The organism is Xanthomonas sp. LF02-5, assembly GCF_034105325.1.
GTDB lineage: Bacteria > Pseudomonadota > Gammaproteobacteria > Xanthomonadales > Xanthomonadaceae > Xanthomonas_A > Xanthomonas_A sontii.
This window is the reverse complement of record NZ_JAXGGF010000008.1, coordinates 113,898-136,541: the sequence shown is the minus strand read 5'-3', so window position 1 is coordinate 136,541 and position 22,644 is coordinate 113,898. Positions and strand designations below refer to the sequence as shown.

The following is a 22,644-nucleotide window of genomic DNA, read 5'->3' as shown; positions in this document are numbered from 1 at the left end:
CGCCGCCATGAGCCGACTCCGCATCTTCGCCGACACCACTCCCGACGCGCCGCTGTTCGACAGCCGCGATGGCGACGCGATCGCCGCCGAACTGCGCAAGATCGGCGTCACCTTCGAGCGCTGGCAGGCCAACCAGCCGATCGAGCCCGGCGCCTCGCCGGACGCGGTCATGGCTGCCTACAAGGCCGACATCGACCGCCTGGTCGCCGCCAACGGCTTCAAGACCGTGGACGTGGTCAGCATCGCCCCAGACAACCCGCAGCGCGAGGAGATGCGCAAGAAGTTCCTCGACGAGCACTTCCACAAGGAAGACGAGGTGCGCTTTTTCGTCGCCGGCTCCGGCCTGTTCACCCTGCACGTGGACGGCAAGGTCTACGAGATCGAGTGCGTGCAGGACGACCTGATCGCCGTGCCCGACGGCACCCACCACTGGTTCGACATGGGGCCGGAGCCGCGCTTCGTCGCGATCCGCTTCTTCACCGAGCCGGACGGCTGGGTCGGCCACTTCACCGGCACCGACATCGCCCAGCGCTTCCCGCGCTACGAGGCGAAGCTGCGTGGCGAGGCGCACTGAGCGATGACCGATCCGCGCGTCGTCCTCACCGACATCGAAGGCACCACCAGCAGCATCTCCTTCGTCAAGGACGTGCTGTTCCCCTATGCGCGCCGCGCCCTGCCCGGCTTCGTGCGCGAGCACGGCCAGCAGCCGCAGGTGCGGCAATGGCTGGATGCGGTCGCCAGCGAATGCGGCGGCATCTGCACCGATGCGGTGATCGTGGAGACCCTGCAGGGCTGGATCGACGAGGACCGCAAGCACACCGCGCTGAAGGCGCTGCAGGGCATGATCTGGGAAGCCGGCTACCGCGATGCCGACTTCACCGCGCACATCTATCCCGATGCCGCGCCGGCGCTGCGCCGCTGGCATGCCGACGGCCGCGCGCTGTACGTGTATTCGTCCGGCTCGGTACCGGCGCAGAAGCTGTTCTTCGGCCATAGCGACGCCGGCGACCTTCGCGCGCTGTTCTCCGGCTGGTTCGATACCGAGATCGGCGGCAAGCGCGAGCAGCCCAGCTACGCGCGCATCGCCGAGGCGATCGGCGTGGCGCCGGCGCAGATCGTGTTCCTGTCCGACGTGGTCGCCGAACTGGATGCGGCCCGCGCCGCCGGCCTGGACACGGTGCTGATCGACCGCCGCGACGATTACCCGCAACCGCGCCAGGGCGAGGCCTGCAACGGCCACCACCGCGCGGAGAGCTTCGCCGACCTGGGCTTCTGAGTCCCCGCGCATGCGCAGGCCTGTCGCTGCCTTGATGGCCGCCCTGACGGCGTTGCGGCGCCCGTTGGCCGTGCTGCGGCGCCGACTGCTGCCGGCCGCGCTGCTGGCGCTGGCGCTGCCCGCCTGCCATTCCGATGCCGGCGCCATGCCGGCCGGCGCGGCCGACACCGCGCAGGACGAGGCGGCGCAGGATCCGGTCGACCAGGCGCAGCTGCGCCAGGCGCTGGGATCGCTGCAGCCTCAGCGCCCGGGCGTCCCCGACCTGTACGTGGTCGGCTTCGCCGGCGACGCCAGCGAGGACGTGTTCCGCAACGAAGTGCTGTACCTGCGGCAGATGTTCACGCAGCGCTTTGGCGCCGCTGGCCGCATCGCCACCCTGATCAACCACGGCGACAATCTCGGCGCGCACGCCTACGCGCCGCAGGCGTCCTACGACAACCTGGCCGATACGCTGGACCGCATCGGCAAGCTGATGGACAAGCGCGAGGACGCGCTGCTGCTGTTCCTGACCAGCCACGGCACCGAGCAGCACGAGCTGTATCTGCAGTTCGGCCCCGGCGAGGATGCCGAGTACGACACCATCACCCCGCAGGAACTGCGCCGCCTGCTCGACGACACCGGCATCCGCAACCGCATCATCGTGATTTCGGCCTGCTACTCCGGCGGGTTCGTGCCGGCGCTGAAGACCGCCGACACCCTGGTCATCACCGCCGCGCGTCGCGACCGGCCCTCGTTCGGCTGCGGCAACACCGCCAGCGCCACCTATTTCGGCCGCGCCTGGCTGATCGACGCGCTGACGCGCACCACCGATCTGGTCGACAGCTATCGCCTGGCCAGTGCCGAGATCAGCGCACGCGAGCAGGCCGAAGGCGAGGCGCCGTCGTATCCGCAGCTGTACGTGGGCGCGCGCATCGGCAGCTGGCTGCAGCACTGGCGCGCGCAGTTGCCGAACGCCGCCGCACCGGTCTATCCGTATCCGGAATCCGATGCGGACGACGCGGCGGATGCGGCCGATGGCGAGCAGACTGGCGAGCCCGGCGCAGCGGCTGCACCCGTCGCACCGACGCGCGCGCAGGACTCGGCACCGGCGACGAAGCGCACGCCGGCGCGGTGACGCAACCGCGCAGGACGCGGGGTCGACTGTATGCGACGTCGCGCGCACTCGCGTGTTTGCCGGCCGCTCCTGCCCTCGACCGCGTAAGCCCGACCCCGTGTAGCAGGCCGAAAAGATGAGAGTGATTCGCGTTCGATCGCGACGTGTGAGCGCTCGCTAGAATGCCTCCCGCAGCAAGCCAGCCCGCGTTTCGCCAGCCAGCTGCGCCCCCGATCCGACCGCCCGCCAGCCTTCGCTCGCCAGCCAGGATCATTTGGTTTTGTAGGCCTCCTTCGTGGAGGTTTTTTTGTTTCTGGGGTTCGGTGTGGCGCGTGTGGAGCGCGAGCCTCTTGCCGTTGGCGGTGGATGGCGCGACCGTCTTACCGCGCTTGTCGCGGCTGAAGCCGCTCCTACGTGGGCCCGACGCTGCGAGGCGCTGATCGGCGCCCTGTGGGAGGGGCTTCAGCCCCGACGCCTGGGACGCATGGCGACTAAAGCTCTGTCGCGACAGTGACGGTGACCGGGCACGCAGCATCGCTGCGCACGTATCTGCCGGCCGTCACCGACCACCGCAATCTGATCAAGGGCTCGCGTCCTGCAATCGATAGCTGCCGCTGGCGTGCTGCTCGCCGCGCCAGCGGTCGAACGCGCGGACCTCGATGCGGTGCGCACCCACGCTCAGATCGGTCGGCAAGGCGCCGCGCCACAGGTGTTGCGAGGGAATCGCTTCCGGCGACCGATCGTAGCCGCGCAACGCGTCGGCGGCATCGTCGCGCGCGTTCTCGGCGAGCAGGGTCGGGTCCGGCTGTTCGACCCGCTGCATCGGCTTCCAGGCGCCGTCGTCCACGCGGTACTCGACGCGCGTGTCGTCCTCGCCCATGTACACGTTCGCGTACACGCCCCAGGCCGGATAGGCACCGCGGCGCAATACCTTCGGCGCATGCAGGCCGATCTGGGTGTCGTCGGCGGCACGCGCGGCGTGGTAGGCCAGCGCATAGCCGCCGTCGCGGCGCACGGTCAGCAGTGCATAGCCGTTCGGGGTGCCGTCGGCCATGGTCGCGGCGGGAATGCCCTCGGCATCCTTGACCCCGGACCAGAACGCGCCGCAGGCCGCGCCGACGTTGTATTCGTGCAGCGGCTGCGCGCCGTGCCAGCCCTCGTCGGCACCATGGTAATAGTGGCGTTGGGTGTGGCTGTGGCCGCTGAGCACCAGCACGTGCGGGAACGCCTGCAGCAGCGCGAACAGCCGCGCGCGATCGGCATGGCGGAAGGTCTCCTTGCCGGGCGCCGCATCGAACAGCGGGATGTGCAGGCCCAGCACCACCAGCCGCTCCTTGGGCAAGCTGGCCAGGTAGGCCTGCAGGAACGCGAACTGGTCCGCGCGCAGGCCGCCGATGTACTTGGGCTGCTGCGTCGGCTGGTAGACCACGTCGTCCAGGAACACGAAGCTGGCGCCACCCTCTTCCACCGCGTAGGTGTCGGGACCGTAGACCGCACGCCAGCTCGACAGCGAATCGACGTCGTCGGTCGCATCGAAGTTGAGGTCGTGGTTGCCCGGCACATGGAACCACGGCACGCCGAGCTTGGCGGTTTCCGCATTCAGCGCCGGATACAGCGACAGGTCGTCGCTGACCACGTCGCCCAGGGTGGTGCCGATGCGCGCGTGGGTCTTGCCGCGCAAGGGCGCGACGATGTCGCGGGCGTAGTAGCCGACATCGGTCATCGATGCGGTCTGGGTATCGGCGAACACCAGCACCTCGGTGCTGTCGGCCTTGGGCTGCGCGCGCAACGCGAAGTCCCAGTGGTCGGTGGCGCCGCGGGTGGGCGCGATGCCCGGATACTTGAGCGCGGGCGAGCCGGCGGGCGCGTAGTGCCGCCAGTAGTCCGGCAGGCCGTTGCCGGCGCTGGCGAAGCTGTAGCCGTCGGGCTTGATCACGAACACCGTGCGGCCGGGCTCCACCTGCAGGCGGTAGCGGCCCTGCGCGTCGGTGCGGACGATGTGCACACCGTCGGACACCTGCACGCCGGCGACGCCGGTATCGCCCGGGCCGCGGCCCGGGGCGTTATCGCGTTCCTGGTAGACGCTGCCGCTGATCGTCGCGGTCTGCGCCACGGCGGGAGCGGCGGCGGCCAACAGGCAGGCAAGGACGACGGTGCGCAGCATGCGGAACATCCGGAGAAGCCGAGGGCCTCCGATTGTAGCCAACGACATCGACACGGCGATGACCGCGCCGGACAGACTCAGCGGTGCCGCGCCTCCAGCACAGCCACCGCGTCGGCCAGGCCCAGGCCGCGTGCGCGCAGCAGCACGGTCAGGTGGTAGAGCAGATCGGCGGACTCGCCGAGCAGGTCCTCGTCGCCCTGGGCGACGCCGGCCAGTGCGGTCTCCACGCCCTCCTCGCCCACTTTCTGCGCGATGCGTCGCGTGCCCTTCTCGAACAGCTGCGTGGTGTAGCTGCCCGCAGGCCGTTCGCGCTCGCGTTGCGCGACCAGCCGGTCGAGCGCGCCCAGGAACTGGCCCGGCGCCTGCGGGAAGCAGCTGTCGCGGCCGAGGTGGCAGGTCGGCCCGCGCGGATGCGCCAGCACCAGCAGGGTGTCGCGGTCGCAATCGGTGTCGATCGCCACCACGTCCAGCACGTTGTCGGAGCTTTCGCCCTTGGTCCACAGCCGCTGCTTGCTGCGGCTGTAGAAGGTGACCTGGCCGCTGCGGCGCGTCTGCGCCAGCGCCTCCTGATTCATATAGCCCAGCATCAGCACACGCAGGGTCGCGGCATCCTGCACCACTACGGGCAGCAGGCCGTCGCCCTTCGCCCAGTCCAGCGCCGCATCGGCGGGGTCCGCGTCGTGGGAGTGTTCATGCGCCATCGCGCACCTCGATCTGTCGTTGGCGCAGGAAGCGCTTGAGTTCGGGAATGGCGATCGCGCCGCTGTGGAAGACGCTGGCGGCCAGCGCGCCGTCGACGTCGGCACGCTCGAACACGTCGGCGAAGTGCTGCATCTCGCCGGCGCCGCCGGACGCCACCAGCGGCACCTTGCACAGGGCGCGCACCTCGTGCAGTTGGGCGATGTCGTAGCCGCGGCGCACGCCGTCGCTGTCCATGCAGTTGAGCACGATCTCGCCGGCGCCCAGGCGCTGCGCCTCCACCACCCAGTCCAGGGTGCGCATGCGCAGCGCCTGGGTCTTGCTGGGATCGCCGGTGAAGCGGCGCACGCGCCATTGGCCGTCGTCCTCGCGGATCGAATCGATGCCGACCACCACGCACTGCACGCCGAAGGCCTCGGCCAGCTCGGCGATCAGTGCCGGCCGCTCCAGTGCCGGCGAATTGATCGAGATCTTGTCGGCGCCGGCGTGCAACACTGCGCGCGCAGTGGCGACGTCGCGGATGCCGCCGGCCACGCAGAACGGGATGTCCAGCAACCGCGCCACCTTCTCGACCCAGGCGTAGTCCACCGAGCGTCCTTCCGGGCTGGCGCCGATGTCGTAGAACACCAGTTCGTCGGCGCCCTGGTCGCGGTAGCGCAACGCCAGTTCGGCGATGTCGCCCATGTCCACGTGGTCGCGGAACTTCACGCCTTTGACCACGCGCCCTTCGCGCACGTCCAGGCACGGGATGATGCGCCGGCTCAGCACGCCAGCGCCTCGTCCAGGCGCAGCCGCCCTTCCAGCAAGGCCTTGCCGAGCACGGCACCGGCGCAGCCGGCCTCGCGCGCGCCACGCACATCGGCAGCGTTGCGGATGCCGCCGGAGGCCTGCACCGCCAACGCCGGCGCGAGCTGCCGCAGGTGCGCGTAAAGCGCCAGGTTCGGCCCGGACAGCATGCCGTCGCGGGCGATGTCGGTGCACAGCAGGTGGATCAGCCCGGCCGCGGCGTACTCGCCGGCCAGCGCGTCCAGGCTCAGCGAGGACGTTTCGGTCCAGCCATGCACGGGCAAGCGCCAGACGCCGTGCGCGTCCTGGCGGCTGTCCAGCGCCACGGTAATGCGCTCAGGACCGAATTCGGCCAGCCACTCCAACACCGACTCGCGGTCGCGTACCGCCAGCGAGCCGATCACCACGCGGCTGGCGCCGGCATCGAGCAGGCGCTGCACGTCGGCGCGCGAGCGCACGCCGCCGCCGGTCTGCACCTGCAGCCCGGTCTCGTTGCGGATCCGCTGCAGCAGCGGTGCCAGGGTATAACCGCCGGCGCGGGCCGCATCCAGATCGACCAGGTGCATCCACTGCGCACCGGCCTCGGCGAAGGCCTGCGCGCGGCGCAGCGGATCGTCGCCGTAGTGGGTCTCGCGGGCGTAGTCGCCCTGCGCCAACCGCACCACGCGGCCGTCGCGGATGTCCAGGGCGGGATAGACGACGAAGCTCATGGGAAATCGGTCTCGAGGAAGTTGCGCAGGATGCGCGCGCCGGTGTCGGCGGAGCGCTCGGGATGGAATTGCGCGCCGCAGCGGCGACCATGCTGCACCACCGCGGTGAACAGACCGCCATGATCGCAGGCGGCAACAGTGTCGCCTGTGACCGGTGCGGCATAGCCGTGCACGAAATAGGCGCTGGCACCGTCCGGCACGCCCGCCAGCAACGACGACGGGCGCAGCGGCAACAGCCGGTTCCAGCCCATGTGCGGCACGCGGATGCCCAGCGCCGGCGGCATGCGCCGGACCACGCCGGTCAGCAGGCCCAGGCAATCGACATCGCCCTCCTCGGAATGCTCGAACAGCAACTGCATGCCCAGGCAGATGCCGATCAGCGGCACCTGCAGCGCGCGCAGTGGCTCGAGCAGGCCCTGCTCGCGCAGCCGCGCCATCGCATGCGGCGCCGCCCCCACGCCCGGCAGGATCACCCGCTCCGCGCCCTGCAGACCGGCCGCGTCGCGCACCAGCCGCGGCTCCACGCCGAGCCGCTGCAGCGCATAGCGCACCGAACCGAGGTTGGCGCCGCCGGCGTCGATCAAGGCCACCGTGCTCATCGCACCCTCCGCGTGTCCACGACGCGCCGATTCACAGCACGCCCTTGGTCGAGGGCAGCGCCGCACCCTCGCGCTTCAGCGCCTGGCGCAAGGCGCGGGCCAGCGCCTTGAAGCAGGCCTCGACCTTGTGGTGGTCGTTGTCGCCGCGCACGCTCAGGTGCAGGTTCAGCCCGGCCGCATCGCACAGCGAGCGGAAGAAGTGCGGTACCAGTTCGGTGGGCATGTCGCCGACCCGCTCGCGCTTGAACTCGCCTTCGAACACGAAGTACGGGCGCCCGCTGAAATCCAGCGCGGCGCTGGCCAGGGTCTCGTCCATCGGCAGGGTGAAGCCGTAGCGGCCGATGCCGCGCTTGTCGCCCAGCGCCTGACGCAACGCCTGGCCCAAGGCCAGACCGGTGTCCTCGATGGTGTGGTGTTCGTCGATGTGCAGGTCGCCGTCGGCACGCACGTCCAGGGCGAAACCGCCATGCTTGCCGATCTGCTCGAGCATGTGATCGAAGAACGGCAGGCCGGTGGCGCAGTGCGGGTCGCGCGCCAGGTCCAGGTCCAGCTCCACCGCGATGCGGGTTTCCTTGGTGTCGCGCTGCACCCGCGCACGCCGCGGCGCATCGGCCAGCTCGTGGGCGATGCCGGCCCAGTCCCACTCGCCGCCGAACTGGGCGGTACGCAACTGGAAGCCGCGGATGCGCAGGTTCTCGGCGAACTGGATGTCGGTGACGCGGTCGCCGACCATCGCCGAGCGCGCCCAGTCGATGCTGCGGTCCTGCAGGTACGGCAGCATCAGGCCGATGCCGGGCTTGCGCGTGGGCGCATTGTCGGCCGGCCAGCTGCGGTCGACCAGCACCTCGCGGAACACGATGCCCTGGCTGGCGAAGATCTGCAGCATCAGGTCGTTGGGGCCGTCGAAGGCGGCCTGCGGGTAGGCCTCGCTGCCGAGGCCGTCCTGGTTGGTGACGATGACGAACTGGTAGCCGGCGTCGCGCAGCTTGAGCATCGCCGGGATCACGCCCTGCACGAAGCGCAGCTTCTCGTAGGCGTCGATCTGGAAATCGGCCGGCTCCTCGATCAAGGTGCCGTCGCGGTCCACGAACAGGATCGGGGTCATGCCGCCGCCCTCCACGCCTGCAAGGCGCCGAGCACGCGCTGGTTCTGCGCCGGCGTGCCCAGGGTGATGCGCAGCGCATCGCCCAGGCCCGGCGCGGCGCGCTGGTCGCGCACCACAACCCCGGCCGCCAACAGCGCCTGGAACGCGCCCTCGGCGTCGTCGCAGCGCAGCAACAGGAAATTGCCCTGCGACGGATACACCTGGCGCACGCCCGGCAACGCCGCCAGCGCCGCCTGCATCCGCGCACGCTCTGCCCGCACCTCCTGCACCCGCGCCGCGGTCTGCCGCAGCGGTTCGGGCTGCAGCGCGGCCAGCGCCAGTTGCGTGCACGGCGCCGGAATCGGATACGGCGCCTGGCAGCGCCGCAGCACCGCGATCAGCGCTGGATCGGCGATCACGCAGCCGATCCGCGCCGCCGCCAGGGCGTGCGCCTTGGACAGCGTGCGCAGCACCGCCAGGTTGGCATGGCGCGCAAGCAAGCTGGTGGCCGAGGCTTCGTCGGAAAACTCGCCATAGGCTTCGTCCACCACCAGCACCGCACGTCCTTGCAGACGCTCGGCGGCGCGATCGATGTCGGCCAGGGCGATCGCCGCACCGCCGGGGTTGCCCGGCGAACACAGGAACACCAGCTTGGCCATCTGGCTCAATGCGGCGTCCACCACTGCGTCCACGTCGGTCAGCAGGCCTTCGGCGGTATCGCGCAGCGGCACCTCGACCACGCGCGCGTTCTGCAGCCGCGCGCACACCGCGTACATGCCGAACACCGGCGGGGTGATGACGATGGCGTCGCGGCCCGGCTCGCACAGGGCGCGCAGCAGCAGGTCGATGGCCTCGTCGCTGCCACGGCCGAGCAGCACCTGTTCCGGGGTGCAGGCGTACAGCTGCGCCAATGCGGCGCGCAGCGCCGGCGGCTGCGGGTCGGGATAGCGGCGATTGCCGGCGTCGCCATCGGCGGCGTTGGCCCAGGCCGACTCGTTGGCATTGAGCCAGATCTCGCCCTGCAGCGCACTGCTGCGCGCGGACGAATAGCCGGCGAACTCGCGCAGGTCCGGGCGGACCAGCGCCAGCACGGCGCGTGCGTCTGGAGTCTGGCTCATGCCGCCTTCTCCATGCGCAGCGCCACCGCGTTGGCGTGCGCGTCCAGGCCTTCGGCGCGCGCCATCAACACCGCGCAACCGCCGATCGCGGCGATGCCGGCCGCGCTGGCGCTCTGCACGCTGACGAAGTTCTGGAAGCTGGCCACGCTCACGCCGCTGTAGGCACGCGCCGCGCCGCTGGTCGGCAGCACGTGGTTGGTACCGCTGCAGTAATCGCCCAGCGCCTCTGGAGTGTAGTCGCCCAGGAACACCGAGCCGGCAGCCTCGACGCGGTCCAGCCAGTCGCGCGGCGCGCGCAGCGCCAGGATCAGGTGTTCCGGGGCGTAGCGGTTGCTGATGTCGAAGGCGTCATCCAGCGTGTCGACGCGGATCAGCCGCGACGCGGCTAGCGCCTGCCGGGCGATCGCCGCGCGCGGCAGCGTCGCCAGCTGCCGCTCCAGTTCGTTCTCGACCGCCTCGATCAGCGCGGCGCTGTCGGACAGCAGCAGCACCTGCGAATCGGGGCCGTGCTCGGCCTGCGACAGCAGGTCGGCGGCCACGAAGGCCGCATCGGCGCCGGCGTCGGCGATCACCAGCACTTCGGAGGGGCCGGCCGGCATGTCGATCGCCGCCGCGCCGGCCTGCGCGATTTGCTGCTTGGCCTCGGTGACGTAGCTGTTGCCCGGGCCGAACAGCTTGTCGCAGGACGGCACGGTCTCGGTGCCGAAGCCCATCGCCGCGATCGCCTGGGCGCCGCCGAGCTTGAACACCCGGTCGACGCCGCACAGCGTCGCCGCGACCAGCACCGCCGGGTCGGCCGAGCCGTCGGCGCGCGGCGGCGTGCACACCACCACCTCGCGACAACCGGCCAGCGCCGCCGGCACGCACAGCATCAGCGCGGTCGACGGCAGCGGCGCGCTGCCGGCCGGCACGTACAGGCCGACCCGACCGATCGGCCGCACCACGCGCTCGCAGACCACGCCCGGCGCGGTCTCCACCGCGTACGGCTGCGCCATGCCGGCGCGGTGGAAGGTATCGATCCGCGCCGCCGCCTCGGCCATCGCCGCGCGCAGCGGCGCCGGCACCGCCGCCTCGGCGGCGGCGAACTCGGCGGCGCTCACTTCGAAGGTCTCCAGCACCACGCCATCGAAACGCGCGGTGAGCTCACGCAGCGCGCCGTCGCCGCGGCTGCGCACCTCATTGAGCACCTGAGCCACCGCGTTGCGGGTCTGCTCGGCCACGCGCTGCACCGGCCGGGTCAGCGCCTGGGTGCGTTCCTGCGCGTCGAGCGCGCTCCATTCCAAACGATTCATGCCAGCGACCGCTCCACCGTCAACACCATCAAGCCCTGCGCACCTGCGCGCTCCAGTTCCTCCATGCGCTGCCAGGTGATCGCACCGTGGCACATGGTCTGCAGCTGCAGCGGGCCATCGGCATCGCCGGGCAGTTGCACCAGCGGTTCGGCGTCGGGCAGCAGCCGCGCCAGGTCGGCGACGCGTTCGCGCGCGGCGCGGAACATCAGCAGCTTGCTGTCGCGCAGCTTGAGCACGCCGTCGAGCCGGCGCAGCAGCATCGCCGCCAGGCCGGCGCGGGCATCGGCCGGTTCGCGGACCGGACCGGCCAGCACCGCCTCGCTCTCCAGCAGCGTCTCCACCGGCTTGAGCTGGTTGGCGGCCAGGGTGGCGCCACTGGAGACCAGATCGCAGATCAGGTCGGCGGTGCCCAGGCGCGGCGCGATCTCCACCGAGCCGGACAGCTCCACCACCTGCGCGGCGATGCCACGCGCGTCCAGCCAGTCGGCCAGCACCGCCGGGTAGCTGGTGGCGATGCGCAGCCCCTGCACCTGCTGCGGGCCGCTCCACTCCCAACTGTCCGGCACCGCCAGCATCAGCCGGCACTGCCCGAAGTTGAGCCCGCGCAGGGCACGATAGGCCTCCGTCAGGCCATTGCGGCGGCGCTCGCCGGCCTGCTCTTCGAGTTCGTTGCGGCCGACGATGCCGAAGTCGCACACGCCGTCGGCGATCAGCCCGGGAATATCGTCGTCGCGCACCAGCAGCAGGTCCACCGGCAACGATTCGCCGTAGCAGAACAGCTTGTCGCGGCTCTCGCGCCAGCTCAGCCCGCAGGCGGCCAGCACCGCACGGGCCGGCTCGGCCAGGCGGCCGCTTTTCTGGATCGCGATACGCAGCCGGTCGCGCGCCGGTGCTGCCAGGGAAGCACTCATCAGGACATCTCAGTGGGAATCGGAGGGGCGCGCCGTCTGCCGGCGCAGCGCCGCGGCATAGCCGCCGGCGCCGTATTCCAGGGTCCGTGCGACACGGCCGATGGTGGTGACGCTGACCTGGGTCAGGTCGTGGATCTCGCGGTACGGCACGCCCTTGAGCAGCAGCGGCACCACCCGCCAGCGGTCCGCCATCGCCTCCAGCTCGGCCGGCGTGCACAGGTCCTGCAGGAACGCCGCCACTTCCTGCGGCTTGCCGAGCTGGGCCAGGGTGCGCGCCAACGCCTTGAACGAGGCGTCGCTGTCGCGGTCTGCTGCAGGGACGGGACGTTGTTTCATTGCGCTAATGTAATAGCACGCTATTACAAGGTCAAGCTTGCACGGGTCGCAGCGACCTGGCATTCAGCCTCCGGGCCATCCTGTTGCGCGTTCTGGCGCCGTGCGCGTTGCCGCGATCCGGTCTCACGCTGCGCGCAGACGCCTCCTGTGGCGGATGGAAGGATCGCCCGGCGACCGCTAGGATCGGCGATGACCGCCGCCGCTCTGGAGTACCGCATGCGCACTGCGTGTTTTGCCGCCCTTGTCCTGTGCATGGCGATGTCGGCAGCGGCGCAGCCGCCGCCGGCGCCTCCCGCCCAGGGGGCCGCAAACGCCGACACCGCGGCCACTGTGGAGCAACTGCCGATCCGCTCCGCCGCCCAGCTCAAGGCCTACCTCCGCGCCCACGCCGGCCAACGCACGCCGCTGGACGCGCTCACGCCCGGCGCCCGCGAACGCTTCCTCGACGGCCTGGTGTTCGGCCGCAATGGCCTGGGTGGATTCGATGCGCAGGACCTGCCGCAGCTGACCCGCACGCAGGGCCGGGCGCTGCTGGCGCTGTTCGGGGTCGAGCGCTACGCGGAAAGCTTGCCGCACTGGGCGACGCAACCGCGCGCCAACGAGCCCACCGCCGCGATCGGCGACCTGGAGCGTCGCTACAACGGCTACAACCGGAATCTGGACGGCCTCGGTCGCACTGGACGCGATCCCTGGCCCGCAGTGCGCAGCGCCCTGCCCGAAGCATTCGACCCCGCCGCCATCGCGCAATCGGACGCGGCCGCGCTGGATCTTCTGTATCGGGCCGTCGTCGCGACCTACGCGCTGCGCCCCACCCCCGCGGGGCTGGACACGCAACTGCAGGTGTTGGCGCAGTTGCGGCGCCGCGGCCAGGCCAGCGCGGCGCAGGTGGACGACGCCGGCAACGCGCTGCTGCTCGCGCATCGCGTGGAAGACGCACGGCGCCTGCTGGCCGATGGCGGCAGCGCCGACTGGCCGCATTGGCTGCGCTTCGAGGACCGCCTGGGCGCGGCGGCGCAGGGGCCGACGCTGTGGTCGCTGGAACCCGATGGGCGCACGCTGCACCGGCAGCGGATCGATCTGGGGCCACCTCAGATCCTGGTCGCCGCCGGCTGCCATTTCGCCGCCGACGCAGCACGCGCCATCGCCGCCGATCCCGAACTGGGCCCTGCGTTCCGCCGCCACGCGCTGTGGCTGACCCTGCCGCCCGGCAGCGAGGACCTGGAGGCGCTGCGCGCCTGGAACCAGGCGCAGCCGCAGACGCCGCTGCATCCGCTCTACGACGTGGAGGAATGGCCCCTGTTGCCGCGCGAATGGCGCATGCCGACGTTCTTCCTGGTGCGCGACGGCAAGGTCGTCGCGCAAGTGCAGGGCTGGCCGGCGGACGATGGCGCGCAACGGCGTGCGCTCAAGGCGATGCTGCAGGGTGCGGGCCTGCTGTAGTTAGCGTTTTTGGGATCGGCCGTGGCCGGGGTTACCGGCCGTGCCGGTCGCGGCTGAAGCCGCTCCCACGAAGATCTCGCACAGCGCGGCGGCCGTTGCCGGCCGCCGCCGCCAGACTCAGGCCATCACCTTGGCCTGCTCCAGCTCCACCTGCAGCGTGCTGGCCAGTTCGTCGCGGGCGATCTCGAACTGCTGCTCGCGCAGCAGGTCCTTGACCGCGACCACCCCGCGCGCCAGCTCGTCGTCGCCGGCCAGCACCACAAAGCGGATGCCGGCACGGGCCGCGTACTGGAACTGCTTGCCGATCTTCTTCGGCTCCATCTGCACTTCGGTGTTGATGCCGCCGGCGCGCAGGCGCCGCGCGATGTCCAGCGCGTCGTCCAGCTTGGCTTCGTCCATCAGCGCCACCATGGCCTGCACGCTGCTGGAGGCGATGCCGTCGATCAGCCCGGCCTCGCGCAACTGCCAGAACAGCCGGGTCAGGCCGATGGAGATGCCCACGCCGGGCAGCTTGGACTTGCTGTAGTGGCTGGCCAGATCCTCGTAACGGCCGCCCGAGCAGATCGAGCCGATCTGCGGGTAGTCGGTCAACAAGGTCTCGTAGACGGTGCCGGTGTAGTAGTCCAGGCCGCGGGCGATGGAGAAATTGAGGCAGTACGCGGTCTCCGGCACGCCCAGCGCCTTGACCAGGGCCAGCACCTCGCGCAGTTCGGCCACGCCCTCGCGCAGGGTCGCGGTGGCGCGATCCCACTCGTCCAGCTCACGCAGCCGCGCCAGCGCATCCTCGTGGCTCTTGGAACGCACTGCGACGAAAGCTAGGATCTCGGCAACCTTGGGGAAAGGCAGATCGAACCCCTCCCCCATCAATGTCTCGCGCACGTAGTCGGCGCCGCGCTTGTCCAGCTTGTCGACCTCGCGCAGCACCGCGAGCTGGCGCTCGCCCTCGGCCACGCCCAGGCTCTCGAAGAAACCGCGCATCAGCTTGCGGTTGTTCAACTGCACGGCGAAATCGCCGATGCCCAGTTCGGCGAACACCGCGTGGATCACCGCCAGCACCTCGGCGTCGTAGCGGATGCTCAGCGCATCCTTGCCGATCACGTCGATGTCGCACTGGTAGAACTCGCGGAAGCGGCCGCGCTGGGCGCGTTCGCCGCGGTACACGCGCTGCATCTGGTAGCGCCGGAACGGGAAGCTCAGCTCGTGTTCGTGCTCGGCCACGTAGCGGGCCAGCGGCACGGTCAGGTCGAAGCGCAGCGCCAGTTCCGGCAGCCCGCCCTCGCCGCCCTCGGCCGCGGCATTGGCCAGCGCACCGGTGGACTGCACGAAGTACACTTGGCGCTCGGTCTCGCCGCCGGACTTGGTCAGCAGCACGTCGGACAGCTCGAACACCGGCGTCTCCACCGGCAGGAACCCGAACCGCTCGTAATTGCGGCGGATGACGTCCAGCATGCGCTGGAACGCGATCTGCTCGCGTGGCAGCAATTCCATGATGCCGGGCGGCGTACGGGGCTTGATCACGTGCGGAACTCCTGCGATTCGGGGGCGAGCGGGACGCCAATTCTAGCCGCACCGGCCACGCGCGGCCGCATCGGCGTATCATTCGCCTGTGCCGAAGCCGCTGCCCCGCCCATGAACAGGCCTCCTTCCGGATTCGCCCTGCCCTACGCCGACGCGTCCGCCCCGCGCGAACCGCGCGGCAACGAGTGCCTGCATTGCGCGGTCCGCCACCTGGCGATCTGCTCGGCGCTGGCCTGCGACGAGGTGCAGGCGCTGGAACGGGCCACGACCTCGCTGCACTACGCCGCCGGCGCCACTCTGGCGCGCACCGGCGAGGCCCGGCAGGCGGTCTACACCGTCACCGCCGGCGCGCTGCGCCTGGTCCGCACCCTTGCCGACGGACGCCGCCAGGTGGCCGGTTTCGTCCTGCCCGGCGACTACGTCGGCCTGAGCGAATCGGCCAGGCACCGCCACGATATCGAAGCCATCGCCGACAGCCGGGTGTGCCGGGTGCCGGTGGCGCAGATGCAGCAGTTGCGCACGCAGTTCCCGCACCTGGAGCGCAAGCTGCTGCAACGCGCCTGCCTGGAGCTGGATGCGGCGCAGGACGCGGCGCTGTCGTTGGCGCGGCTGCAGCCGGCCGAGAAACTGGCCGACTTCCTGCTCAAGCTGGCGGCCCGCGCGGCGCGCCAGGGCGATGCTGGCAACAAGGTGGTGCTGCCGATGGGCCGCGGCGACATCGCCGACCATCTCGGCCTGACCATGGAGACGGTCAGCCGTACCTTCACCAAGCTGCGCCAGCAGGGCCTGATCGCGCTGCCGCAACTGCACGTGGTGGAGATTCGCGACTTCGCCGCACTGCACCGGCTGGCGTCGGACGAAGACTGAGCGGACCGGCGTGGCGATTTTTTCGCCACGCCGATCCAGGCACCGACGCCATGCGGTGCCTGGCCACTTATCCACAGGATTCCAGAGCAACGCTCCACATCGCGTGTGGACAACCGTGCAGCGCCCGCCCGCCGGCGGCCAACCGATCACCGGTTTGCTGCCGCGTGCAGCACTGCCGCACCGCCAGCTCTGAACGCTTCAGCCGGCCATCGCGGCGGCGACGCCCGACCGGCATACACTGCGTGCGCAACACACCTGCGGCGCCGCCGCGGTGCCGGTGGGGGGACCACTCGGAGGGCCAACATGGCCGTCGCCATCGAGATGCAACACGCCTCGCGCGCCTGCGTGATGCTGGACCGCGAGCGCGAACTGGAGTTCTGGAAGGCGCATTACGCACACAGCCCCTTCCATCAGCCCGGTTACACGTTCCACGACTACGAGCCGGCGCTGAAGCTGGCCTACGATGCCTACCTCAAGTACCACGGCCAGCGCGTGGAAGAGGTGGTCGCGCAACTGCGCGACGTGTTCCTGCGCGACCATCCGCGCTCGCGCCTGGACTGGCTGCAGGTCCGCGGCATCGTCCTGGCCGCCTGGCAGCGGTTGCAGCCGTCCGACTGAGCCGTCGGGCGCGCTCGCGCGCCCCGGCCTGCGCTGCTCAGCCGGCCAGCAGCCGCGCGCGCAGCGCCGCGTAGTCCGGCGCGATCGGCTCGGCCTGCGCGGGCCGCTGCAGCAGCGCCGCCAAGGCCGGCGGCACCGCCACCGGCTGGCCGATCAGCGGCTCCACCACCCCCTCGAACTTGGCCGGATGCGCGGTGGCCGCCACCGCCCAATCGCCGGCGTCGGCCTCCGCGCCTTCGGCGCGCAGTTGCTGCAGCACGTGCAGCGCGGTGGCGGTGTGCGGGCAATGCACCTCGCCGTAGCGGCGGAAGCGCTCGCCGATGGTCTGGCGGATCTGCGCATCGTCCACCGAGTACGCCTGGAACTGGGTGCGCAGCGTGGCGTCGTCGCCCTGGTACAGCCAGCGCAGGCGCTCGACATTGCTTGGCGCGCCGACGTCCATCGCATTGGCCAGGGTCGCCACGCTGGGCTGCGGCGCATAATCGGCGCCGGCGAAGAAATCCGGCAGCACGCGGTTGGCATTGGTCGCCAGCACGATCCGGCCCAGCGGCACACCCAGCTCACGCGCCAGGATCGCGGCCAGCGCATTGCCCAGGTTGCCGGTGGGCACCACCAAGTTCAGCGGCTGCGCATGCGCGGCATGGTACTGCAGCGCTGCATGCGCGTAGTAGCTCATCTGCGGCAGCAAGCGCCCCAGGCTGATGCTGTTGGCCGAACTCAACGGCGCCTGCGCCTGCAGGTCGGCGTCGTTCAGTGCCTGCTTGACCAGCGCCTGGCAATCGTCGAACGAGCCGGCCACGCGCAGGGCGTGGATGTTGTCGCCGAAGCAGCCGAGTTGGTGCGCCTGCCGCGGCGACACGCGCCCGTCCGGATACAGCACCACCACGCGCAGCCCGGGCTGGCGATGGAACGCGGCCGCGACCGCGGCACCGGTATCGCCGGAGGTGGCGACGAGGATGGTCAACGGCGTTTCCGCCCCCCGCCGCAGCCGGGTCAGGCAGGCGGCCAGGAAGCGCGCGCCGAAGTCCTTGAACGCGGCGGTCGGCCCATGGAACAGCTCCAGCGCGTGGTCGCCGGGCGTGGCCAGCGGCTGCAGCGGCGCGGCGAAGTCGAAGGCCTCCGCGCAGATGGCCGGCAGTTCCGCAGCCAGAGCGTCGCCATCGAAGAACGGCGCCAGCAGGTCCGCGGCTGTCTCGGCGAGGCTGGCACCGGCGCGCAGGTCGCGGGCGGCGGGCAGGCGCTCGGGGACGTACAGGCCGCCATCGGGGGCGAGCCCGGCGGCGATGGCCTGGCTGAGCGAAACGGCGGGAGCGGCGTTACGGGTGGAGATGAAGTTCATGGTGGTTCCGGTGGCAGGGGAATTCGGTCGCACTGGCATTTCTGGCTCTGGCTTTGGTTCTTGCGTTAGCTTTTGGCTCTGGCTCTTGCTGTTGCTCTTGCTTTGGCTGTTGCGCTTCTGCTTTACCGGGGGCCCCTCGGCGCGGCAGCCGCGGCGGGCGAATACCCCAAGGGCGACGCGCAGGATGCGCGTCGTTTTTCGCCGGCACATGGGTGAGCCGGACAAAGGCGAAGCACTGCTTCGCCCCGGCGAACGGGCTGGCGCCGTGAGGCGCCTGCCCCGGGCTTGGCCGCGTAGCGGACAAGTGCCGTCGAAAAATGCCCGTCGTGGCTGCGGACCCGGAGCGCGTTAGCGCGGAGGGCGCGCTGCGGGGTGTGCTTTCTTTTGGTTACTTTTCTTTGCACAAGCAAAGAAGCGCTCCTCAGCAGCCGAAGGCTGATCAAAGTGACTCGCCGACAGGCGAAAGCTGTTGCTGTTGCTTCAAGCTTTAGAGCTTTAACAGCAAAAGCATCAGCAACAGCAAAGGCTTTCGCCCTTGCGGGCGAGTTACTTTTCTTTGCTCGCGCAAAGAAAAGGTAACCAAAAGAAAGCGCGCCCTGCCTCGCGCCCTCCGCGCTGCGCGCTCCGGGTCCGCGTCCATCGCGGGGATCCGCGGAAGGGGCATCCTGCCCCTGCCGCGGACGGCGTACATCCATGTACGCCGCCCTTTTCGGGTTTTTCCCCGCGATGGCCGCCGCTTCGGAAGGGAACCCGGTACGGCAACAGCAACAGCAACAGCAACAACAAAGCAAAAGCAAAGCAAAAGCAAAGCAACGATCAGAGCAACAGCGACAGCGACAGCGACAGCGACAACAAAAGCAAATTCGAAATTGGCAACAGCAACAGCGGCGCGGACAACGCACCGCTCCAATAAGTGGCTACAGCAACGCCGCACCCGGACACTGCAACGGCGACACCCAGTGCTGGCTACCAAAACCAGCGTCCGCGAAGGCCGCCTGCACCGCCGGCGCCGCGGCCTCCGCCTCGGCACGGCTGGCGAACCAGGCGAACACACTCGGACCAGCGCCGGAAATGCCCGCACCCATCGCCCCCGCCGCCAGCGCCGCCGCCTTGGCCGCGTCGAAGCCGACGATCAGCGGCGCGCGCCGCGGCTCGATCAGCACGTCGCGCAGGCCGGCGCGCACCAGCGCCTCGGCGCCGGCATGGCAGCCCGCCAGCACCAACGCCAGGTTCGCGCTCTGCGCCACGAACTCGCCGAGCCGGTATTCCCCTGCCAGCGCCGCACGCGCGTGGCGCGTCTCCAGCGTCGCGTCCGGATGAACCAGCAGGCTGTGCCAGCCGCTCGGCACCGGCACCGGCACCAGCCGCTCCAGGGTCGACAACACCAGCCCACCCAGCAGCATCGGCCCGAGGTTGTCGCCGTGGCGGCTGCCGCTGGCCACCGCCTCGCCGTCCAGCGCGTACCGATACAGTGCATCGCGCGACAGCGGCGCGGCAAGCAAGGCATTGGCCGCCACCAGCGCGGCCACGCACGAGGCGGCCGAGCCGCCCATGCCGGAGCTGAGCGGGATGCCCTTGTCGATCTCCAGTTCGAAGCCGAACGGCAGCGCCAACGCCTCGCGCAGCGACATCAACGCGGCACCGGCGGTGTTGCGTGCGGCCTCCAATGGCAAGGCCACGGTGGTGCCACGGATCGCGGCAATACGCACCTCCGGCGCGTCGATACGGCGCACCGTCACCGTGTCACCAACACCTTCCACCGCATAGCCCAGCAGGTCGAATCCCACCGCCACGTTGGCCACCGAGGCCGGCGCGAACGCGCTTGCCTGCGTCGGCAGCGCGGCCGGGCCTGCGGCGCTCTCTGCCAGCATCTGCATCCGGCTCACAGGCGCGCGCCCTCGCCCGCCGCGACCCGCAGCAGGTCGGCGAACACGCCGGCGGCGGTCACTTCCGGGCCGGCGCCCGGCCCCTGCACCACCAGCGGATTGTTGCAGTAGCGGCGGGTGGTGAACTGCACCACGTTGTCGGTCAGACGCAGATTGGCGAAGGCATGGTCGGCCGGCAGTTCCACCAGGCCCACGCTGGGTGCATGGCCCGGCGCCAGCCGCGCCACATAGCGCAGCACGCAGCCGCGCGCCCTGGCCGCCTGCAGACGCTGCGCGAACATCGCATCGACTTCGTGCAGGCGCGCCATGAAGTCGTCCACGCTGGCCTGGCGCAGCGCTTCCGGCACCAGGCTTTCCACCGCCACGTCCTCCAGGCTCAGTTCGTGCCCTGCCTCGCGCGCCAGGATGACGAGTTTGCGCGCCACGTCGGTGCCGGACAGGTCATCGCGCGGGTCCGGCTCGGTGTAGCCCATGCCGCGCGCCTCGGCCACCAGCTGCGCGAACGGCACGCTGCCGTCGTACTTGTTGAACAGCCAGGCCAGGGTGCCGGAGAAGATGCCTTCGATCGCGGTAACCGCGTCGCCGGTATCGACCAGGTCGCGCAAGGTGGTGATCACCGGCAGGCCGGCACCGACCGTGGCTTCGTAGCGGAAGCGCGCGCCGCTGGCGGCGGCCGCGGCGCGGATGGCGTGGAAGCGCGGCAGTGGCCCGGCGCCGGCCTGTTTGTTCGGCGTGACCACGTGAATGCCGGCGGCCAGCCAGCCGGCGTAGCGGTCGGCGACGTCGGCGCTGCCGCTGCAGTCGATGATCACCGCATGCGGCAGATGCGCCGACAGCAGGTGCGCGGTGAACGCGTCCAGATCGGTCGGCTGCTGGCCGGCGGCCAGCGCCTGCCGCCAGTCGCCGGCGAAGGCGCGCGGCTCCAGGCGCATCGTGCTGCGCGAGGCCACCGCGCGCAGGCGCAGGTCGAGGTTGGCCTTGGCCAGCAGTTGCGGCTGCGCGGCGCGCAACTGGTCCAGCAGCGCCGCACCGACGTTGCCCGGCCCGATCACGCCGACCGAGAAGGTCTGCGGCGACAGCCAGAAGCCGGCATGCGCGGCGCGCAGCGCCTTGGTCGCGTGCGCGCTGTCGATGGCCACCGAGATGTTGCGCTCGGACGAGCCCTGCGCGATCGCCAGGATATTGACCTGGGCGCGGCCCAACGACTCGAACAGGCGCGCGGCCACGCCGGGCTGCCCGGTCATGCCGTCGCCGACCGCGGCCAGCACGCTGATGCCGGTGGTCAACTGCACGCGCTGCACCTGGCCCACCACCAGTTCGTGGGCGAACGCGGAGAGCACCGCGTCGCGCGCGCGTTCGGCCTCGTTCTGGCGTACCACGCAGCAGATGGAATGCTCGGACGACCCTTGCGAGATCATCACCACCGACACCCGCGCGTTGCGCAGTGCGGCGAACACGCGCTCGGCGGTGCCGGGCACGCCGATCAGGCCGGTGCCTTCGAGGTTGAGCACGGCCAGGTCCGGGCTCAGCGTCAGCCCCTTGATCGGGCCGCTGGTGGCGCTGCTGGCGGTGATGCGGGTGCCCGGGTGCTCGGGCTGGAAGGTGTTGCGGATGATGATCGGCAGGCCGCGCTCGATCGCCGGCGACATGGTTTGCGGGTGCACCACCTTGGCGCCGAAATAGGCCAGTTCGCAGGCTTCGTCGTAGCTGAGCGTTTCCAGTTGCACCGCTTCGGGCACGACCCGCGGGTCCGCCGAAAGCACGCCGTCGACGTCGGTCCAGATGTGCAGCTCGGCGGCGTCGAACAGCGCGGCGAAGATCGCGCCGGAGTAGTCGCTGCCGTTGCGGCCGAGGGTGGTGATGCGGCCGGCGCGGTCGCGGGCGACGAAGCCGGTGACCACGATGCGCGGCTGCGGGTGCTCCGCGCGCCATTGCGCCAGGCGCTGCGCGCTGGCGGACCAGTCCACGTCCACGCCCAGTTCGCCGCGGTCGACCACCAAGACCTCGCGCGCATCCAGCACCGCGCACTCCTCGCCCAGCGCACGCAGGTGGTCGCCCAGCAACTGCGCCGAGTACACCTCGCCCAACCCCTGCACGCGGTCCAGCACTTCCCGCGGCAGTTCGCCGATCACCGCCAGCGCGGCGAGGATCTCGGCCAGGTGCTCGAAGCGCGCGTCCAGCCATTCGACCGTGGCGCCGGCATGTTCGCCGAGCAAGGCCACTGCGGCGGCGCGATGGCGGGCACGGGTTTCGTGCCAGCGCTCGCGCCAGTCGCCGTGGCCGCGCGCGGCCAGTTCGGCCAGGCCGATCAACGCATCGGTGACGCCCTTCATCGCCGAGACGACGGTGACCTGGAGACGTTCCGGGCGCGCCAACAGCAGTTGCGCGACATGACGGTAGCGTTCGGCATCGGCCACCGAGGTGCCGCCGAACTTGTGCACGACGGTGGCGGCGGCGAGCGCGGGGTCGACGGCGGAATCAGGCGAAGCGGCGACAGCAGGAGCGACGGCGGGGGGCGACATGGAAGACCTCGGAGTGGAGGCCCCGCTCGCATCAGGCTGAGGGATTCCCCCGCATCCTGATCCGGGTGCGGGGCCGTGGTGTTCGACGATCAGACGAAGACGACGGGCCGCACCGGGCGAATGGTGAGGGTGGTAATACCGGTGGTAATGCCCGCAGCAGCGCCCGCCGCGTGCCGAAGCGAGCGCGGAAGCGAGATGGCGATAGGGGCGAAGACCAGAGGCATGGACGCAAGAGGACATCATGCGCCGGGGCGCTGTCAAGCGCCGCGTGTGCGACCGCAGCATCGGCGCTGCGGCCCTGGCAAACGGTTGCAAAAGTGACTATCGCGCCAAGCCAGGAAACACCACGTTAAGGCCACCAAGCAGGGTGCGCCGAGCGACACGCA

20 protein-coding genes are annotated in these 22,644 nt (G+C 70.6%); 6 read left to right on the top strand and 14 right to left on the bottom strand.

Annotation, left to right across the window (positions count from 1 at the left end; genetic code table 11):
- Positions 1–7: 7 nt before the first annotated feature.
- Genes SLW52_RS18955 through SLW52_RS18945 form a run of 3 tightly spaced genes read left to right on the top strand, consistent with a single transcriptional unit; the run spans position 8 to position 2,390 of the window.
- On the top strand, positions 8–574 hold the full coding sequence (locus SLW52_RS18955) for an acireductone dioxygenase (RefSeq protein ID WP_017907269.1): 567 nt from the start codon (positions 8–10) through the stop codon (positions 572–574).
- 3 nt (positions 575–577) lie between these two features.
- Entirely contained in the window at positions 578–1,276 is a 699-nt protein-coding gene (mtnC, locus tag SLW52_RS18950; protein WP_320740914.1) for an acireductone synthase, read from the top strand.
- A gap of 34 nt (positions 1,277–1,310) precedes the next feature.
- Positions 1,311–2,390 carry a C13 family peptidase gene (locus tag SLW52_RS18945; protein WP_320740915.1) on the top strand — a complete coding sequence of 360 codons (1,080 nt, stop codon included), beginning with the start codon at positions 1,311–1,313 and terminating at the stop codon, positions 2,388–2,390.
- A 559-nt stretch (positions 2,391–2,949) separates the two neighbouring features.
- Here SLW52_RS18945 and SLW52_RS18940 read toward each other — a convergent pair.
- The 10 genes from SLW52_RS18940 to SLW52_RS18895 form a co-directional block, all read right to left on the bottom strand.
- Entirely contained in the window at positions 2,950–4,533 is a 1,584-nt protein-coding gene (locus SLW52_RS18940; RefSeq protein WP_267120938.1) for a calcineurin-like phosphoesterase family protein, read from the bottom strand.
- A 77-nt stretch (positions 4,534–4,610) separates the two neighbouring features.
- Positions 4,611–5,234, bottom strand: coding sequence for a bifunctional phosphoribosyl-AMP cyclohydrolase/phosphoribosyl-ATP diphosphatase HisIE (hisIE, locus tag SLW52_RS18935; protein WP_267103451.1), 624 nt, complete (start codon positions 5,232–5,234; stop codon positions 4,611–4,613).
- Positions 5,224–6,000, bottom strand: a complete 777-nt coding sequence (gene hisF, locus SLW52_RS18930; protein WP_267084357.1) for an imidazole glycerol phosphate synthase subunit HisF — start codon at positions 5,998–6,000, stop codon at positions 5,224–5,226. Before hisF ends, hisIE begins: the two co-directional genes overlap by 11 nt.
- Positions 5,994–6,728 (bottom strand): 1-(5-phosphoribosyl)-5-[(5-phosphoribosylamino)methylideneamino]imidazole-4-carboxamide isomerase, encoded by a 735-nt coding sequence (hisA, locus tag SLW52_RS18925; RefSeq protein ID WP_017913326.1) that lies wholly within the window; start codon positions 6,726–6,728, stop codon positions 5,994–5,996. Before hisA ends, hisF begins: the two co-directional genes overlap by 7 nt.
- Positions 6,725–7,327: an imidazole glycerol phosphate synthase subunit HisH gene (gene hisH / locus SLW52_RS18920; protein ID WP_017913325.1), complete on the bottom strand. Its 603-nt coding sequence runs from the start codon at positions 7,325–7,327 to the stop codon at positions 6,725–6,727. The genes hisA and hisH overlap by 4 nt, the downstream gene beginning before the upstream one ends.
- Before the next feature lie 31 nt (positions 7,328–7,358).
- Positions 7,359–8,432 carry a bifunctional histidinol-phosphatase/imidazoleglycerol-phosphate dehydratase HisB gene (gene hisB / locus SLW52_RS18915; protein WP_267084356.1) on the bottom strand — a complete coding sequence of 358 codons (1,074 nt, stop codon included), beginning with the start codon at positions 8,430–8,432 and terminating at the stop codon, positions 7,359–7,361.
- Positions 8,429–9,529: a histidinol-phosphate transaminase gene (gene hisC / locus SLW52_RS18910; protein ID WP_267084355.1), complete on the bottom strand. Its 1,101-nt coding sequence runs from the start codon at positions 9,527–9,529 to the stop codon at positions 8,429–8,431. The genes hisB and hisC overlap by 4 nt, the downstream gene beginning before the upstream one ends.
- Positions 9,526–10,821 carry a histidinol dehydrogenase gene (gene hisD, locus SLW52_RS18905; protein ID WP_295907363.1) on the bottom strand — a complete coding sequence of 432 codons (1,296 nt, stop codon included), beginning with the start codon at positions 10,819–10,821 and terminating at the stop codon, positions 9,526–9,528. Before hisD ends, hisC begins: the two co-directional genes overlap by 4 nt.
- Positions 10,818–11,732, bottom strand: a complete 915-nt coding sequence (gene hisG / locus SLW52_RS18900; protein WP_267103780.1) for an ATP phosphoribosyltransferase — start codon at positions 11,730–11,732, stop codon at positions 10,818–10,820. Before hisG ends, hisD begins: the two co-directional genes overlap by 4 nt.
- Positions 11,733–11,741: 9 nt before the next feature.
- Positions 11,742–12,068 (bottom strand): YerC/YecD family TrpR-related protein, encoded by a 327-nt coding sequence (locus tag SLW52_RS18895; protein WP_152236964.1) that lies wholly within the window; start codon positions 12,066–12,068, stop codon positions 11,742–11,744.
- A gap of 189 nt (positions 12,069–12,257) precedes the next feature.
- Between SLW52_RS18895 and SLW52_RS18890 the strand changes: the two genes are divergently transcribed.
- Positions 12,258–13,508 carry a hypothetical protein gene (locus SLW52_RS18890; protein ID WP_320740916.1) on the top strand — a complete coding sequence of 417 codons (1,251 nt, stop codon included), beginning with the start codon at positions 12,258–12,260 and terminating at the stop codon, positions 13,506–13,508.
- Positions 13,509–13,625: 117 nt separating this feature from the next.
- Here the strand turns inward: SLW52_RS18890 and hisS are convergent, their stop codons facing one another.
- Positions 13,626–15,026 (bottom strand): histidine--tRNA ligase, encoded by a 1,401-nt coding sequence (gene hisS / locus SLW52_RS18885; protein WP_152181163.1) that lies wholly within the window; start codon positions 15,024–15,026, stop codon positions 13,626–13,628.
- Positions 15,027–15,137: 111 nt separating this feature from the next.
- On the opposite strand from hisS, the gene SLW52_RS18880 reads away from it, so the two are divergent.
- Positions 15,138–15,893: a helix-turn-helix domain-containing protein gene (locus SLW52_RS18880; protein ID WP_017912245.1), complete on the top strand. Its 756-nt coding sequence runs from the start codon at positions 15,138–15,140 to the stop codon at positions 15,891–15,893.
- Positions 15,894–16,196: 303 nt separating this feature from the next.
- Positions 16,197–16,511 carry a hypothetical protein gene (locus SLW52_RS18875; protein ID WP_017912246.1) on the top strand — a complete coding sequence of 105 codons (315 nt, stop codon included), beginning with the start codon at positions 16,197–16,199 and terminating at the stop codon, positions 16,509–16,511.
- A 37-nt stretch (positions 16,512–16,548) separates the two neighbouring features.
- On the opposite strand, the gene thrC is transcribed toward SLW52_RS18875, so the two are convergent.
- The 3 genes from thrC to thrA all read right to left on the bottom strand — a co-directional run bounded on the left by thrC (position 16,549) and on the right by thrA (position 22,177).
- Entirely contained in the window at positions 16,549–17,850 is a 1,302-nt protein-coding gene (gene thrC / locus SLW52_RS18870; RefSeq protein ID WP_320740917.1) for a threonine synthase, read from the bottom strand.
- Positions 17,851–18,767: 917 nt separating this feature from the next.
- Positions 18,768–19,721: a homoserine kinase gene (locus SLW52_RS18865; protein WP_295931353.1), complete on the bottom strand. Its 954-nt coding sequence runs from the start codon at positions 19,719–19,721 to the stop codon at positions 18,768–18,770.
- Positions 19,722–19,732: 11 nt separating this feature from the next.
- Entirely contained in the window at positions 19,733–22,177 is a 2,445-nt protein-coding gene (gene thrA, locus SLW52_RS18860) for a bifunctional aspartate kinase/homoserine dehydrogenase I (protein ID WP_267094167.1), read from the bottom strand.
- Positions 22,178–22,644 lie beyond the last annotated feature (467 nt).

Excerpts from the sequence above, each read along its gene's own strand:
- SLW52_RS18955 (WP_017907269.1), top strand. The coding sequence starts at position 8 with ATGAGCCGACTCCGCATCTTCGCCGACACCACTCCCGACGCGCCGCTG.
- mtnC (WP_320740914.1), top strand. The coding sequence starts at position 578 with ATGACCGATCCGCGCGTCGTCCTCACCGACATCGAAGGCACCACCAGC.
- SLW52_RS18945 (WP_320740915.1), top strand. The coding sequence starts at position 1,311 with ATGGCCGCCCTGACGGCGTTGCGGCGCCCGTTGGCCGTGCTGCGGCGC.
- SLW52_RS18940 (WP_267120938.1), bottom strand. The coding sequence starts at position 4,533 with ATGCTGCGCACCGTCGTCCTTGCCTGCCTGTTGGCCGCCGCCGCTCCC.
- hisIE (WP_267103451.1), bottom strand. The coding sequence starts at position 5,234 with ATGGCGCATGAACACTCCCACGACGCGGACCCCGCCGATGCGGCGCTG.
- hisA (WP_017913326.1), bottom strand. The coding sequence starts at position 6,728 with ATGAGCTTCGTCGTCTATCCCGCCCTGGACATCCGCGACGGCCGCGTG.
- hisH (WP_017913325.1), bottom strand. The coding sequence starts at position 7,327 with ATGAGCACGGTGGCCTTGATCGACGCCGGCGGCGCCAACCTCGGTTCG.
- hisB (WP_267084356.1), bottom strand. The coding sequence starts at position 8,432 with ATGACCCCGATCCTGTTCGTGGACCGCGACGGCACCTTGATCGAGGAG.
- hisC (WP_267084355.1), bottom strand. The coding sequence starts at position 9,529 with ATGAGCCAGACTCCAGACGCACGCGCCGTGCTGGCGCTGGTCCGCCCG.
- hisD (WP_295907363.1), bottom strand. The coding sequence starts at position 10,821 with ATGAATCGTTTGGAATGGAGCGCGCTCGACGCGCAGGAACGCACCCAG.
- hisG (WP_267103780.1), bottom strand. The coding sequence starts at position 11,732 with ATGAGTGCTTCCCTGGCAGCACCGGCGCGCGACCGGCTGCGTATCGCG.
- SLW52_RS18895 (WP_152236964.1), bottom strand. The coding sequence starts at position 12,068 with ATGAAACAACGTCCCGTCCCTGCAGCAGACCGCGACAGCGACGCCTCG.
- SLW52_RS18890 (WP_320740916.1), top strand. The coding sequence starts at position 12,258 with ATGACCGCCGCCGCTCTGGAGTACCGCATGCGCACTGCGTGTTTTGCC.
- SLW52_RS18880 (WP_017912245.1), top strand. The coding sequence starts at position 15,138 with ATGAACAGGCCTCCTTCCGGATTCGCCCTGCCCTACGCCGACGCGTCC.
- SLW52_RS18875 (WP_017912246.1), top strand. The coding sequence starts at position 16,197 with ATGGCCGTCGCCATCGAGATGCAACACGCCTCGCGCGCCTGCGTGATG.
- thrC (WP_320740917.1), bottom strand. The coding sequence starts at position 17,850 with ATGAACTTCATCTCCACCCGTAACGCCGCTCCCGCCGTTTCGCTCAGC.
- SLW52_RS18865 (WP_295931353.1), bottom strand. The coding sequence starts at position 19,721 with ATGCTGGCAGAGAGCGCCGCAGGCCCGGCCGCGCTGCCGACGCAGGCA.